The 15137-nt window shown below is 41.0% G+C and carries 12 protein-coding genes, 1 tRNA gene, 1 pseudogene and 2 CRISPR repeat arrays; of the genes and pseudogenes, 6 read left to right on the forward strand and 8 right to left on the reverse strand.

All coding sequences use genetic code 11. The features are described 5' to 3' along the window. Positions 1–1009: 1009 nt before the first annotated feature. Together fabA and EAE93_RS01145 are read right to left on the reverse strand one after the other, a co-directional pair. On the reverse strand, positions 1010–1528 hold the full coding sequence (fabA, locus tag EAE93_RS01140) for a bifunctional 3-hydroxydecanoyl-ACP dehydratase/trans-2-decenoyl-ACP isomerase (RefSeq protein WP_036807145.1): 519 nt from the start codon (positions 1526–1528) through the stop codon (positions 1010–1012). An 84-nt stretch (positions 1529–1612) separates the two neighbouring features. Next, on the reverse strand, positions 1613–3343 hold the full coding sequence (locus EAE93_RS01145) for an AAA family ATPase (protein WP_110087081.1): 1731 nt from the start codon (positions 3341–3343) through the stop codon (positions 1613–1615). A 206-nt stretch (positions 3344–3549) separates the two neighbouring features. On the opposite strand from EAE93_RS01145, the gene matP reads away from it, so the two are divergent. Next, entirely contained in the window at positions 3550–4005 is a 456-nt protein-coding gene (gene matP, locus EAE93_RS01150; RefSeq protein ID WP_214038907.1) for a macrodomain Ter protein MatP, read from the forward strand. A 129-nt stretch (positions 4006–4134) separates the two neighbouring features. Here the strand turns inward: matP and ompA are convergent, their stop codons facing one another. Both ompA and sulA read right to left on the reverse strand, forming a co-directional pair. Continuing rightward, the gene (gene ompA / locus EAE93_RS01155; protein ID WP_214038908.1) at positions 4135–5235 is read right to left on the reverse strand and encodes a porin OmpA; all 1101 of its coding nucleotides are present in this window, start codon (positions 5233–5235) and stop codon (positions 4135–4137) included. Positions 5236–5797: 562 nt separating this feature from the next. Then, positions 5798–6361, reverse strand: a complete 564-nt coding sequence (gene sulA / locus EAE93_RS01160) for an SOS-induced cell division inhibitor SulA (RefSeq protein ID WP_214038909.1) — start codon at positions 6359–6361, stop codon at positions 5798–5800. Between the two features lie 247 nt (positions 6362–6608). Here sulA and EAE93_RS01165 point away from each other — a divergent pair, with 247 nt between their 5' ends. After that, entirely contained in the window at positions 6609–7211 is a 603-nt protein-coding gene (locus EAE93_RS01165; protein ID WP_214038910.1) for a TfoX/Sxy family DNA transformation protein, read from the forward strand. A gap of 74 nt (positions 7212–7285) precedes the next feature. Here EAE93_RS01165 and EAE93_RS01170 read toward each other — a convergent pair. Then, positions 7286–7999, reverse strand: a pseudogene (locus EAE93_RS01170) (YccS family putative transporter); the annotation flags it as partial. A gap of 214 nt (positions 8000–8213) precedes the next feature. Here EAE93_RS01170 and helD point away from each other — a divergent pair. Then, positions 8214–10268 (forward strand): DNA helicase IV, encoded by a 2055-nt coding sequence (gene helD / locus EAE93_RS01175; RefSeq protein ID WP_214038911.1) that lies wholly within the window; start codon positions 8214–8216, stop codon positions 10266–10268. Positions 10269–10392: 124 nt separating this feature from the next. On the opposite strand, the gene EAE93_RS01180 is transcribed toward helD, so the two are convergent. Further along, the gene (locus tag EAE93_RS01180; protein ID WP_036778843.1) at positions 10393–10851 is read right to left on the reverse strand and encodes a methylglyoxal synthase; all 459 of its coding nucleotides are present in this window, start codon (positions 10849–10851) and stop codon (positions 10393–10395) included. A gap of 123 nt (positions 10852–10974) precedes the next feature. Between EAE93_RS01180 and EAE93_RS01185 the strand changes: the two genes are divergently transcribed. Further along, entirely contained in the window at positions 10975–11388 is a 414-nt protein-coding gene (locus tag EAE93_RS01185; RefSeq protein WP_214038912.1) for a CoA-binding protein, read from the forward strand. 424 nt (positions 11389–11812) lie between these two features. Beyond that, a CRISPR array of direct repeats spans positions 11813–13161; the repeat unit is 28 nt; unit sequence GTGCACTGCCGTACAGGCAGCTTAGAAA. Between the two features lie 92 nt (positions 13162–13253). Further along, positions 13254–13581: a CRISPR direct-repeat array (repeat unit 28 nt; unit sequence GTGCACTGCCGTACAGGCAGCTTAGAAA). A 39-nt stretch (positions 13582–13620) separates the two neighbouring features. On the opposite strand, the gene hspQ is transcribed toward EAE93_RS01185, so the two are convergent. Then, positions 13621–13941, reverse strand: coding sequence for a heat shock protein HspQ (gene hspQ, locus EAE93_RS01190; RefSeq protein WP_036807155.1), 321 nt, complete (start codon positions 13939–13941; stop codon positions 13621–13623). A 220-nt stretch (positions 13942–14161) separates the two neighbouring features. Here hspQ and yccX point away from each other — a divergent pair, with 220 nt between their 5' ends. Beyond that, entirely contained in the window at positions 14162–14440 is a 279-nt protein-coding gene (yccX, locus tag EAE93_RS01195) for an acylphosphatase (protein WP_036807158.1), read from the forward strand. 13 nt (positions 14441–14453) lie between these two features. On the opposite strand, the gene tusE is transcribed toward yccX, so the two are convergent. After that, entirely contained in the window at positions 14454–14783 is a 330-nt protein-coding gene (gene tusE / locus EAE93_RS01200; protein WP_036807764.1) for a sulfurtransferase TusE, read from the reverse strand. Positions 14784–14967: 184 nt separating this feature from the next. On the opposite strand from tusE, the gene EAE93_RS01205 reads away from it, so the two are divergent. Continuing rightward, positions 14968–15055: transfer RNA gene (locus EAE93_RS01205), tRNA-Ser, on the forward strand. Positions 15056–15137: the final 82 nt, after the last annotated feature.

A 15137-nucleotide genomic window follows, 5' to 3' on the forward strand; every position in this document is an offset into this window, starting at 1 on the left:
TTGAATCCTGTTGGTAAATTTATTTAACCTATTTAATAAAACATCATATGATGGATATGCTGATGCACTGAGTGTAGTAAATAGGGTATGTATAGCAATTAATGTGAATTAATGTGTTGGTTTCCTATTTCTTTGTATTGTTCTTTTTGGGATTCCGTTTGCGAAATTTGATGAAATAGAATTCATGGCCGCCAGCTCATACATCCTATTTAACCTCCAATATGGCTGATATTGCGGCCATTCAGTAATTTATCTACTAACGAGAGGGATAATTGCAGTAAGCAGGGTTTGATAAACATTTATGACGTATTTGAACCCTATAGAGAGGGCTATATTGCACATCTTCCCCGACTGCTATGGCTACATTCTCATGACTTGAATAGGCTGTTTGAAGCAATGATAAAAGTATCGACCCGGCACTATAAGTACATACCCACCGAAATCCTCGGGCGCGAGTAGGAGTGACTATTTTTCCATAGCAATCTCCATTACTGTTAGATGCTTCTATCATTTCGATGGTGCCTTCGATCTTATTTATTGCTGTGGCAGTTGGTGTAATAGTTAATGCTACGATTATGAGCAGTATTTTTCTGATGTTCATATAAATTACCCTTGGTTGTGTTTGTTAATAATAATAAATTTTATTGATGTTTTTGCCTGTTACTAATATGCTTTTTGAGCTTATTTGATATATCAGGTCAATTTGATCATAGCACAATTTGTCAATTGCATGCTAATTAGCCAGCAATAAACTAGATGCTTATATTGCAGGTTATTGAGATGTGGTTTTGTGCTATTCTTAGCCGAGGTAGGTTGGAGCTAGATTTTGAATCTCATATTCTAAGATATAACTGGAATTGCCTTTGAAGAGCAAAAACAATACCAAGTATTTTTCAAGCAAATATTTTTTTCAAATAATGTGCTGTTTGCTTGGTGGTGTGCTTTTAGCGAAAAAGGTGAAAAGCAATTAGCCAGTCACCTTCCTTTTCGATACGTTACTGATTATTGATTAGAAAGCACTGGTATCTTTAAACAAGCCCACTTTCAAATCCGTTGCTGTATAGATGATTTTACCATCTACTAACACTTCACCATCAGCCAGTCCCATAATCAATTTACGGTTAATAACGCGTTTAAAGTTGATACGGTAAGTGACTTTTTTCGCCGTTGGTAATACCTGGCCGGTGAACTTAACTTCGCCAACGCCAAGGGCGCGGCCTTTGCCTTCTCCACCTAACCAGCCAAGGAAGAATCCAACCAATTGCCACATGGCATCAAGGCCAAGGCAGCCGGGCATTACCGGGTCATTAATAAAATGGCAGTCGAAAAACCATAAATCGGGGGTAATATCCAGCTCGGCTTCTATGTAACCTTTATCGTAGGTACCACCGTTTTCTGTCATTTCAATGATGCGATCCATCATTAACATATTACCAGATGGTAATGGAGGCCCATTTTTTCCAAATAACTCGCTACGCCCAGATGCGATAAGATCTTCTTTTGTGTAGGATTTACGTTTATCAACCATAATTATCAGATAGCCTTATATTTAATGTAGGGTAAATAATAGAGTACACTTGTACGCTGAACAACTCCGATCAGACATTCTGAATTAACCCAACCAGCGAAGAAACCACGGGAATTTAGGCCGTTCTTGATTATTCGCCTGTGTTATACGTTCTTGTATCATAGCTAACAAGTGTGTTTCTTGTTGATCATAATAAGGGATACCTGTTAATAAAGGCAGCGCTTCAGAAACATGTTTTACTGACCATAAATGGAATTTTTGCTCTTTTACCGCATTTACAACGGCTTGATTGAGACATAAATGACGGATGTTCGCCGCTGGTAGGATAACTCCCTGTTGACCAGTTAGTCCTCTGCGATGGCATACTTCAAAGAAACCTTCGATTTTTTCGTTAATACCGCCGATGGGTTGAACGTAACCAAATTGATCTACTGCACCTGTGACCGCCAGTTGTTGATCAATGGGTTGCAGGGAAAGCGCGCTTATCAGTGCGCATAATTCAGCAAGAGAAGCACTGTCGCCGTCAACTTCACTATAAGACTGTTCAAATGCAATAGATGCAGAGAAAGGCTGCGGTTGATCCAACTTTAGCTCGGAAATCAAAAAGGCTTGCATAATCATCATGCCTTTCGCATGGATATTGCCACCTAACTCGACTTTGCGTTCAACATCAATAAATTCCCCATCTCCTATATGAGCCACGCAAGTGATGCGGGATGGTTCTCCTACTGAATCAGGGTGGCCGGGGTACTCCAGCACAGATAATCCATTAATTTGGCCAATGACCATGCCTTGGGTGCGGATAAGAATCTGGCCTTGATGAATTTCCTCTAAACCGCGTTCTGGCAGATAGTTGTGACGCCAGCGGCGATTCTCCTCTGCTTGTTTAATAGATTGAGCTGTAATCTGATTTTCTTGCTGATAGAGTGCGGCGGTGGTGAGTTGCCGCTGTAGCCAAAGAATATCCAAAGGCAGGTGGTATTGATCTTCTACATAACGAGTTGCTTGTTGGACAAGCTCAGGCCAGGCATTATGATTCAACGGAGGCAATTGCCATTGTTGAATAAGCCCATTGATATAATTGCACCACAGGCTTAAATCCTGCTCATTATGAAATGGCATATCCAGATCAAATTCACCATACAGAGCGCTTTTGGCTAATTCAGGTTCTGTTGCCTGAAACTCTTCAAGGTTTAGACGATCTCCAACCAGAATCAGACGTAGCTTTAATGGCATCGAGGGGATAGGTAATGGTAGCGATTTGTTGCTATCCGGAGACAACCATTCAAAGCGTTGCTGAATAATCATCTGTTTCAGGCGAACCCACATTAATGGCTGAGAAAGTAGGGTACGTAATGGCAGAATAAGTACACCGCCATTTACCTGATGAATTAGACCGGGTTGTAAGTGAATTTCTCCGTTGTGAGAGTGGAAGCAGCCAAATAATTGCTCTGCTTCTATCCATTCACGATAGGCCACGCGTAACTCAGGTGTGAAATGGCCTTCTGTTGATGGTTGCCAGCTAATTTTTTGTTGCTGGATGTGATAATTGCCACCAATTTGGGGAAGTTCTTTCGTGAGTAATGGATGGATAGACTCAGCTAATGCTGACAAATAAGTATCACATTCTTCAGCTTTCAATAGCATAAAAGGCTGGCGGGAATCCATCCGGCAAAAAAGCTGTAAACCACTATGTAGCCGTGATTGAACGGCTTCCATACTGGCAGGTGCCTGTTGGGAAGCAGAATGAAAGAGCGCATCATAAGGCGCGCAATTCGGCAGTAATGCCTGCCAGTCTAGTTTGTTAGTGGTCAAAATGATCGCTATATATTGTAAAGTAGGAAAGTGCCGATTATACAAGATTAAGATATAAACCAACATGCTTGAATGTTTGCTATCGTAGACACTTTATGTAAAACATAATTTGATCAAAAAGCAGAGATTAATCAGTTTGGCTATAAGCAATTTACTAAAATAGTTGTTATGCTTATTTTTAGTTACGCTGTCACTGAGAAAGTAAGATGAAATATCAACAACTGGAAAATTTGGAATGTGGCTGGAAATGGGCTTATCTGATGAAAAAACATCAAGAAGGCGAGCTAATTACTAAATATATTGAAAGCAGTGCGGCTCATGCAGCAGTTGATAAACTCATTGAACTTGAGAGTGAGCCGGTAAGGGTACTGAAATGGATTGAGCAACATATGAATCCTGATTTATCCAACCGAATGAAACAAACTATCCGCGCTCGGCGTAAACGGCATTTTAATGCGGAACATCAGCATACTCGTAAGAAATCCATCGATTTAGATTTTCCCGTGTGGCATCGCTTATCTGCGCTTTCTCAGCGACGGGGTAATACGCTGTCAGAAACTATCATCCAGTTAATTGAAGACGCTGAACGGAAAGAAAAATATGCCAATCGGATGTCTAGCTTGAAACACGATTTGGAAGCTATTTTGGGTAAGAAAGAGTAATTTCAGTTGTTATAGATTGATATCGCGCAACAAGCTCCTTAAAGTAGATTCACCGTAAGTAAAAGAAAACCCCATTTGGCAATGAGGTTTTCTGCGCTTTTGATGATTAATTATAACCAAGAAAGGCTATTATTGAGCGGATTTTGCTTGAGTAACAACTTCTTTAATGCCCTGAATTTCGATCTCTACGCGACGATCGGGCGCCAGGCAGTTGATTAGGTTAGGTTTACGAACCTTATCACAGGTAGAACCAGTGACTGGATTTGCTTTACCGTGGCCTTCTGCGCTGATGCTGCCGGTAGGGATACCTTTAGATACCAGATAGTCAACTACGCTTTGAGCACGTTTTTGAGACAGTTTCTGATTGTACACGTCTTTACCGATACGGTCGGTGTAGCCTAAAACCAGTACCTTGCCTTGATTTGGGTCGATGTTTGCTAGCTCAGTATAGAGTTGATCCAAAGTATGTTTACCTTCGGTTTTCAGCTCAGAACTTGCAAATTCGAACAGCACGTCAGAACGCAGGGTAAAGCGCTTATTTTCAACAACGGGTGCTGGAGCTGGTGTTGGAGCAACAACCGGAGCTGGAGCGACAACTGGGGCTGCTGCTTCATCTTGGCCGAAACGGTAAGAAACACCTACGCTCAACAGACCGTTATCAGGACGTGCGCCTACTGAGCCTGCGTCACCGATATTGTTAACCCACTGGTAGTCCAGACGAGTAGCCCAGTCTTTAGTTATCGCATACTCAACACCGATGGCCGCCAATGGAGAAACACCGGTGTCATGATTTTTCAGATGAGTATTGGTTGCGCCGTAATTTGCTTTGGAATCTGCCCGCCAAACCATACCGCCTAAGCGAGTATAGATATCCAAGTCATCCATAATTGGATAGCTTAGTTTGGTTGCCAATTGGAAACCGTGGGCTTTGAAGGCGCCATTATTGACGCTGCCTTTGTAAGACATACGTCCTAACCAGTCATAACCTATTTCGAAACCCAGGTATGGATTGGCTTGATAACCTAAGAAAGCACCCGCACCCAATTGGTTTTTATGAGTAGGGCCATTACCGATTGCATTGGTATAACCGTTGCCGTAGAAGTTTACGTCATGGTATTGGGACCAACCCAACTTACCACCGGTATACCAAGTGTTGTCTTTTGGAGCTGCTTGCGTTGCAGTTGTGAAAGCGGCCACTGCCACTGCTATCGCGATAGCTGTCTTTTTCATTTTAACGCCTCGTTATTATCATCACCCAATAGGCAATTGGCTTTGGAAGCCTTTTTGCTTACTGCCTATCCCATTAGGCTTTCATTTGCCATTCTTTGTAATAAAAGCGAGCACTGAATTGTGCTCAAATTCTCCGGTACCATTATTGTGTGTACACTTTGAATTTTGCGCGTTTCTATGTTCACTATTCATCCATAAGAATGGCTTGCACTAATTTTAGCATCTTTTAATATCTACTAAGATAGGCTGTCGAGCCATATTGATTAAAAACTCAGTTAGAGGAATGCTGCACTTTTTCATAAAACCGATAGACTAAACAATACAAGGGTACTAAGTGCAGTAACCTTTAATGGTGTAAAGTCTACAACGAAGTTAAAAAGTTACAAGTGCCCCTTGATTAATAGAGTAAAAAATTTAAAAGGTAATGTATAATTTTTTTAAAAAATTTACTATTCTTTACAACTAATCTTGCCTTAATTAATTGATTTTAATTGTGATTAGTGATTTTCGGTCTGGATTGGTTATTTTGTGTTATAAATATTGCGATAATTCCTAGTTTTGGTCAATGATAGTAAATGGAATGGATTTTTAGTAAATCTGCTCGCGATTCAGCACAGTTGGTTTCTTTATTTACATCTTGTGGGCGCATAATAAAGCCCAGTGCATTACCTTTTTGTGCCGCAGCCTGTAATTTTACGGTGTCTTTTTCTGATAACTTTGGTAACCAGCCAAGTACCACGCTGTAATTACCACTCGCCAATGCTCTTTCCATTGCTTCTACCGTTGTAATGGAGCTGATGCGATTTAATTGGACAATCTTATCTAAAGGTAATCCAGAGTTAATTAACCATTGACGGCTTAGTTTCTTATGTGGACTAACCCATAGCAACCAGCGAGCCTCATTTCCTGATTGGCGTAACAGAGGTAGCAATATACGATTAATGATAGCTTGGTTATCGCTATATTGGTTATCACTATAGATCAATTCACTCACTATACCTTCTTTACCCTCTTTCACTACCCCCTCTCTTTTGGCTGAATTATCTTGTGTAGGCGAAGAGAGTGATAGCTGCTTTTTGGTTGACTGATGTTTAGAAGGGTAAACCCAGGATGATTGAATGCCCATAATGAACCTCGCCACGATTAACTGTATTAATATACAGTATCTTCATATCAGGCTAAGATCAAGTCTATTTTTTCAAAGAGCTTCGCAAATATTGACTGTAAATGGCTGTAAACTCATTTAACCATTGGCAGAGAAAATTGAATTGCGTATGTTTTTAATTACTTGTTCCTGTTATTTATTTTACTAATAACTGGGACAAATCTATGGATAAGAGATTTATTTGTACAAAACTCATGGAGTGATCTGTATGTTTTTGTCTGAGGTGCGTTTTACTCAACTCAAAAATGGTTTTTCGTCGTTTGGAACATTGACAAGGAAGCCACAGTTTGGCGGTTACAGCCTGTTATCTGATGGGATTATGTTCGCTATTATTGCTGATGGAGAATTATATTTACGAGGAAATGGACATGCTGAAGTATTATTTAAAGCCAGAGGAATGAAAAACTATATTTACTCGAAAAAGGGAGTGCCTGTAACTTTGCGTTATTACCAAGTGGTTGAATCACTTTGGCAAGATCAAGAGTTGTTATCTCAATATGCGTATTTGGCTTATCACTACTCATTTATTGAAATTGCGGGTAAAAAGAAAATGCCGGAGCGCTTGAAGGATTTGCCTAATCTTGGAATGTCTTTAGAACGCCAGTTATGGAAAGTTGGAATATGTAAAGTTGAAGATTTACGGTTGTTAGGTGCGAAAGCCAGTTATTTAAAACTGCATCAATATAAAAGAAAATCTAATATTAATTTATTGCTTGCTTTGGCTGGTGCAATTGAAGGATGTCATTCAGCCGTTTTACCGGTACAGATCCGTAATGATTTATTACGTTGGCACAAGGAACTGGCTTGTTAGATCTTTATCGAGAATAGCTAATGAAAGGGGCAGTCAACTGCCCCAGTATATCAATCTGGTTATAATTGATTAATTTATTTAATGACATTTACAATTTCAGGTGACAATCCTATTAATAAACCAGTTTGTTGCAATACCAGTTGCTCTTTGCTCTTTGCTATTTCTTTCTGCCGGAGCTTGCTCAATTCTTTTCACTATGTTGACAGGTATTTGCTTAATTCTATCATCATCTATTAATGCCGGTTTTAATGCTGTATCGACATAACAAACAGCATCATTAAAAATGTCTAGAATGACTTTAAATTATCCAATTTATCTCGGTGTGCTTCCAGCGCGGAGATGTAACTTAGCATGGTGTGATTTAGGCACAATAACCGGAATGCTTTTTCTTGAACAGTCTGGTCACTTTTCGGTTCAGCAGACATGTTTGAAATAACGGATGCCAGTTCAGCGTCACTATTATGGGCATCACGGTGGGCAATTCGATAGCTCAATCCATTATCTTTTCCCTGATAATATTGAACTAAAATGGCATCAAGGTAGCGACAATTGGTGTTCATCGTGCGATTTATCACTTGTGATAACTGGCGGAATTTCCAGTCTTGCCAGATGAAATTTACCGCTAACAAGTTGAAGCATAATAGTACCAGTAATGTGATAAACAGAGTTGCATGTGCATACTAGGTATTGCGGAAGGTGAAGAATAATACGCCATAAATAACAATTTGCCCACGTAGGCCAGCGTCAATCCGTCGTAAAGACGGTTGCGGCCTGAGAAGTGGGAAGCCTCGCCGTTTTTTACGGCGGGGAGCAGTCACGATACGGTTATAATAGAGAAAATGACTGTTATAAAGAAAACGGTGCGGACCGGAAAACAGTTAGCACAAAATACCCCTGAGGTAATAATAACGGTCATAAGTAACATTATGATAAAAGGTTTATTAGTGATAAAAAACGCTTATAAGACATAATTCAACTATTTTTTAGGTATGGCGCTCAATAATGGAACTTAAAGCAACACAAATTGGCCAACGTCTTGCTCAGCATCCTTATAATCGGGTGCGTTTGCTGAATGCGGGTATTGAAGTCAGTGGTGAAAAGCATCAATACCTTATCCCATTTAACCAGCTAATTAATATTCAGTGTAAACGAGGTATTGTCTGGGGGGAGTTAGAGTTTGAACTGCCCAATAGACAAGCAGTTCGTCTTCATGGCACTGAATGGCAGCAAACTCAGCGTTTTTACCATTATCTGCTTGGTGAATGGCAGAAATGGAGCCAGGAAATGAGTGATATTAGTGCTAATGTGCTGGCAACTCAGGTTAGTGAAATCAACAGAATTGACCAACAGAATCGCTGGTTTAAAAAAACGGATTTATTCCAGTTGCAACAGCGGATTCAGGCAGCGTTTCAGGCTTTACCATTGCCGTTACAACGTCTGGAACAATTTGATAATTGCAGGGAAGGGTATCAAACATGTTTGAGCTGGCTTGAGAATGGCGAGAAGCTTGTTGAAAAGATGAATCTGCAATGGACAGAACGTATGTTGGAGCAACATCGTGACTTTTTTCAGCGGGTAGAAACATCTCCGTTAAATCTTTCTCAGAGTTTGTCTGTTGTTAACGGTGAAAATTCAATTCTGGTTCTTGCTGGCGCAGGGAGTGGAAAAACATCGGTGTTAGTTGCGAGAGCGGGTTGGTTATTACTTCGCCAACAGGTGATTCCCGAACAGATATTATTGTTAGCGTTTGATAATCAGGCTGTAAGTGAGATGAATGAACGGATTCATATCCGTCTTGGTGTGAATGATATTAAAGTAAAAACGTTTCATGATCTGGCGTTGCATATCATTCAGCAAGGAAGTAATAAAGTACCCAAAATCAGCGAGCTGGAAACTGATGAGCAAAAAAGAAGAGATTTTTTGATTAAACACTGGCAACAACAATGCAGTGAAAAGAAAGCGCAAGCCAAAGGTTGGCGAGAATGTCTGACGGAAGAGTTGAAATGGGAAGTGCCGGAAGGTGAATTTTGGCACGATGAACAACTTGCTAACCGTTTGTCAGACCGGCTTGAGCGTTGGTTGGGTTTGATGCGTATACATGGTGGTAGCCAGAAGGCGATGATAGAGCAAGCTCAGGAAGAGTATCTGGATCGGTTTCAAAAATGTATTCGCCTGATGGGGCCTTTATTAAAAGCGTGGAAATCTGAATTAAAAACAGAAGGTGCTGTTGATTACTCAGGGTTAATCCATCAGGCGATGAATATTCTGGATAAAGGGCGGTTTATCAGCCCGTGGAAGCATATTCTGGTGGATGAGTTTCAGGATATTTCACCATTAGGGGCCAAATTGCTCGCTGCATTGCGAGCACAAAACAGCCAAAGCTGTCTGCTTGCCGTAGGGGATGATTGGCAAGCAATATATCGTTTCAGTGGTGCGGAACTGATGTTGACTACCGTATTTGCTGATTATTTTGGTAAAGATGCTGAATGTGTATTGGATATCTCTTATCGGTTTAATGATAGGATTGGTGAGGTTGCAAACGAGTTTGTGCAACAAAACCCAAATCAATTAAGTAAGCCACTAAATAGTTTGATTAAGGGTAATAAAAAATCAATTGTCATTCTGCCAGAAGATCAGCTTGAATCTTTATTGAATAAAATGAGTGGCTATGTCACTGAGCAGGAAACGATTTTATTACTAGCACGTTATCACTATTTGAAACCTGAATTACTGAAAAAAGCAGCAACTCGCTGGCCTAAATTGAAAATAGAGTTTATGACTATTCATGCTTCCAAAGGACGACAAGCGGATTATGTCATTATTCTTGGCTTGCATCAGGGGAAAGATGGTTTTCCTGCACCGGCAAGGGAATCTGTGATGGAGCGGGTTTTATTGCCGCCGCCGGAAGATTTTCCAGATGCGGAAGAGCGTCGCCTTTTGTATGTTGCATTAACACGGGCGAAGAAGCAGGTGTGGTTGATGCAGGATAAGAAGAATCCATCGGTGTTTGTGTGCCAATTAGAGCGACTAAATGTGCCTGTTCAACGTAAACCTTGAGGTTTTGCTTTGGCTGAAATATTCAGGGCTATCATGGGATACCTTTGCTGGAAATCTCACTCTTGTTTTTTCCTAGTATCTGACTTGGAGAAAACGTGTAGTTGTAGGTATATGTTGCAAAGACTTATTTCAGACGTTCATTTAAATAATTTTGATAATCAGGCACTTGAATACTTACTGATTCAGAAAACAGAGGAGAACTAACAATAAAATCCGCAGACGCCAGATTGGTTGCTACGGGGATATTCCATACTGTAGCAAGGCGTAGCAGTGCTTTTACATCAGGATCATGAGGTACGGAATTAAGCGGGTCCCAGAAAAATATCAACACATCAATTTTCCCTTCTGAGATTAGAGAACCAATTTGTTGATCTCCACCCATTGGGCCACTAAGCATATTGGTAACGGGTAATCCGGTTTCGTTCTGAATCAGATTACCGGTTGTGCCGGTAGCGTATAAATGGTGTTTCTTGAGTAAATTCTTATGTTTTTTGGACCAGGTTAATAGCGAAATTTTACAGTGGTCATGTGCAATAAGCGCTATATTTTTAGCGGTTGCCATTGTGCGAGTTGTCAATTCCATGAGAATGCCTTTTAGTAATCGTTATTGTGTTTTCGAACGTAGTTAGCTCAATTGATAACAATGTTTATCATATGCATCGTAATAAATAAACAAAGTAAAACACCGAATTTTGAGGAGAAGTAAATGAGTGACCAGCAAATTGCAGACATACTAAAACGAGTAAAAATTATCGCTCTGGTAGGAGCAAGTGAAAAAACTACGCGTCCAAGTTATAAAGTTATGGCTTATTTACTGGAACAAGGCTATCAGGTGATCCCTGTCAGCCCGAAGCTTGCCGGACAAACATTGCTTGGGCAACGAGTGTATGCACAACTGGCAGATATTCCACAACCTGTTGATATAGTTGATGTATTTCGTAATGCGGAAGTTGCATATGACATTGCGCAAGAAGCTATAGATATCAAAGCAAAAGTGCTCTGGTTGCAACTTGGTGTTATTAATGAGCAAGCAAAAGTATTAGCAGAGGAAGCAGGTCTGGAAGTTGTTATGGATCGCTGCCCAAAAATTGAAATTCCAAGATTGGGACTCGAAAAATAATATTTTTCAGTTTGTAGTTACTTAGTTTCTAATCAATGGACGAAGGGAGCCTGGCACCAATATCTAATACAAACTTAAGGCGTTGGATGAGGAATGGTGCCCGGGTTCCGAGTGTTCAAAATAATGCTTAAGTTGGATATTGAGTTTACTTTTCTAGACATCTTATAAAATCTATTTTTGCAGTTATTACAATGTATTAAGGAACATTTGGTTGTTTTTGTGGTGGCTAAATTTTGCCAGAATCTACACTTTTATTGCTATAAGATATGGCGCTTTTGCTATGCCCCAGTTTTGACCCTTTTTTATCATTAAAAAATAACCTATTGATTTAAAAGAAAAATTAAATATCGCCTAAAAAAAGGGTTTTTTCATTTTTTATCACTATATTCTTTAACAGTCAGCAACTTAAGGTTAATATGTAACAGTGCACTGCCGTACAGGCAGCTTAGAAAAAGATAGAGGAACGTTTAGCATTTGCATTCTTGTGCACTGCCGTACAGGCAGCTTAGAAAAGAAGACCGAGCGACTCCTAATGCTCTTTTACGTGCACTGCCGTACAGGCAGCTTAGAAAATAATATACGCCGTGGTTTACTTTTTAGACCAGTGCACTGCCGTACAGGCAGCTTAGAAATGACGCGGATAGGTACGAGTGAGAATGAAACTGTGCACTGCCGTACAGGCAGCTTAGAAAAAACCGACAATGCACGAGTTGAAAATGATAATGTGCACTGCCGTACAGGCAGCTTAGAAATGGAACCCCAGTCGTAAAGCAATATTTAGAGTGTGCACTGCCGTACAGGCAGCTTAGAAATTGTCGCTGTGACAGCCCGCTTGCCGCGCTTGGTGCACTGCCGTACAGGCAGCTTAGAAATTCGCTAACCAAAGTATCAGAAGCCATTCTTTGTGCACTGCCGTACAGGCAGCTTAGAAAAAGTGGATCAATTCAGCTATGCTAATGTCCTAGTGCACTGCCGTACAGGCAGCTTAGAAAGCTACGGCAACAGAAAAATAACAGACTGATTTGTGCACTGCCGTACAGGCAGCTTAGAAATAAACGTTGGGTAGTTAGTCCGGACTTACAGCGTGCACTGCCGTACAGGCAGCTTAGAAAAGTGATTCCTCCGCATTACAACTAATTCCATAGTGCACTGCCGTACAGGCAGCTTAGAAAGATGGCTATTGTCACATAAGGTATTATTACCCGTGCACTGCCGTACAGGCAGCTTAGAAAACAGCAACAAATTATCGCTCAACGTAATGAAGGTGCACTGCCGTACAGGCAGCTTAGAAAATTTGCCTTGCATATTGCCAATAACACCGAATGTGCACTGCCGTACAGGCAGCTTAGAAACTAATGTTGCTTTTGTCATTAATGACATTAAAGTGCACTGCCGTACAGGCAGCTTAGAAAAATTCCATTATCTACCGGTGCTTTAATTGATAGTGCACTGCCGTACAGGCAGCTTAGAAATACTTGTACCTCTGAGTTCTCATCGTTAGCTAGTGCACTGCCGTACAGGCAGCTTAGAAATTCATCTAAACAACTATTGCCATACAAAATCTGTGCACTTCCGTACAGGCAGCTTAGAAATTAGTGATTCCACAGGCATTAACTACACGACCGTGCACTGCCGTACAGGCAGCTTAGAAATGATTTAACTCTGCATTGTTCTGACTGAGCGTGTGCACTGCCGTACAGGCAGCTTAGAAAAAACTTTCATTTTGGTCATTAATTGACATATAGTGCACTGCCGTACAGGCAGCTTAGAAATATTGATACCTCTCAGTTCAGGTTTCCAATATGTGCACTGCCCGTACAGGCAGCTTAGAAATGCACGTAGCCGTTGTATTCCAGAGTACGATAGTGCACTGCCGTACAGGCAGCTTAGAAACAAGTTTAAATTAATTATGTCTGAGCATCAGAGTGCACTGCCGTACAGGCAGCTTAGAAATAGAATGACAATGGCTTATTTAGATTGTGAATGTGCACTGCCGTACAGGCAGCTTAGAAAAAGCAGGAAGACCGGAAGCACCGAGGCTATCAGTGCACTGCCGTACAGGCAGCTTAGAAAAATATGCTTTGAAACCACGGCGTACCTTCGGTGTGCACTGCCGTACAGGCAGCTTAGAAAGGCTCGGCACTCATCAGGCGGTGACAATGCGTGTGCACTGCCGTACAGGCAGCTTAAAACACGATAACTGCCTTAGGTTGTTTAGGTATAAATGGGGGATTAGTTGCGCAGCCTTGGGGCCAGTAGCTGATTGCGGATAGATTCTGCTAGTTCATCTAGAGAAGGTTGCTCTGGATGTTCATCAGATGTTTCATAGGCTAATTGCGCTTCAGCCAAATAAGTATGTACAGGTTGACCGTTGTCATCTTCCATCACAACGTGATACCAGGGAGCGGAACGCAAGGTAGCATTGGATGCAATGTCATCCTCTTGGGGTTGTTCCAGAGAGTATTCCACATCAATATCCACGATGACTCCTAAATAACCAAGAAGCTTGTGACGTACTTGTTGGCCGATACCGAATTTGCTGGCGATAATCATAGTCACCTCCAAAGAAGATCTTGCATTGACATTGATATAAGGGCAGTAAGGTGAATTACAAGAGCATACCCGGTGGTTGAAGCCTTTTTTTGCTTTAATTGTGAGTGTGACTTCATCTATTTCAGGTTAGCTGTAGTAAATATAAAACACAACCAACAGTCGTGTGCTTAACTATATATGTGAGCGATACCGCAAGGTAATTGGGTTGATAGGGGTAAATATGATTAAATCTGGGATAACAATTTATGTTTATGGCCGGGTTCAGGGAGTTGGGTTTCGCTATCAAACTTTTCGTTGGGCGAAATTTAATAGGCTGACAGGTTATGTCTGTAATTTGCATGACGGCAGTGTCAAAATCGTAGCTTATGGTGACAGTGAACAACTAAATAAATTAACCCATTGGTTGGAGCAGGGTGGTCCACCGGGAGCACGAATAGATAACCTTTCCTTTCACACCTGCGCAGTGGAGGATGTTGCAGATTTTAGCGTCCGCCACTGAGCTAGGTTATTGATTAGATACATTTTACCGGTTTCGGCAGCCCGGCAATTTTAGTTGCCTGCTTTGCCGGTCCTTTGGGAAACAAGCGGTAAAGATAGCGACTGTTGCCTTTTTCTTCGCCATACTTTTGTGCGATTGCTTTTACTAACATACGGACAGCCGGGGATGTATTAAACTCCTTATAAAATTCCCGGATAAAAAGAATGACTTCCCAATGCTGTTCAGTCAAAGTGATTTCTTCCTGTTCGGCGAGGAGTAAAGCTATTGCTTCCTGCCAGTCACTACTGTTTTTCAGATAACCTTGCGCATCGGTTTCGATTTCTTGACCTTCGAATACCAACATAATCATTAATAACCATCAAAGAAAAGTAGCCGTAATTTAGCAAAAATCACTTCCGTACCCAAGGATAGGATGCACATATGCGGATAAAATAAGCCAACGACCATGAAAAAGAGTAAATTTACGGCAATCGAACAGAAGGAGACTTTACATCTTTCTCGGTGCTGTTTATAGTGCACGCCATTGCGGAGGGGTGGCCGAGCGGCTTAAGGCAGCGGTCTTGAAAACCGCCGATGGGAAACCATCCGAGAGTTCGAATCTCTCCTCCTCCGCCAATTACACTTCTACTAACATCTCTTAAAGTCTATTTTCTTCAATAAAATCAAAGAGTATAGAAAAAACAAGTATCTTAAAGGC

Source organism: Photorhabdus akhurstii, assembly GCF_018448925.1.
Classification (GTDB): Bacteria; Pseudomonadota; Gammaproteobacteria; order Enterobacterales; family Enterobacteriaceae; genus Photorhabdus; species Photorhabdus akhurstii.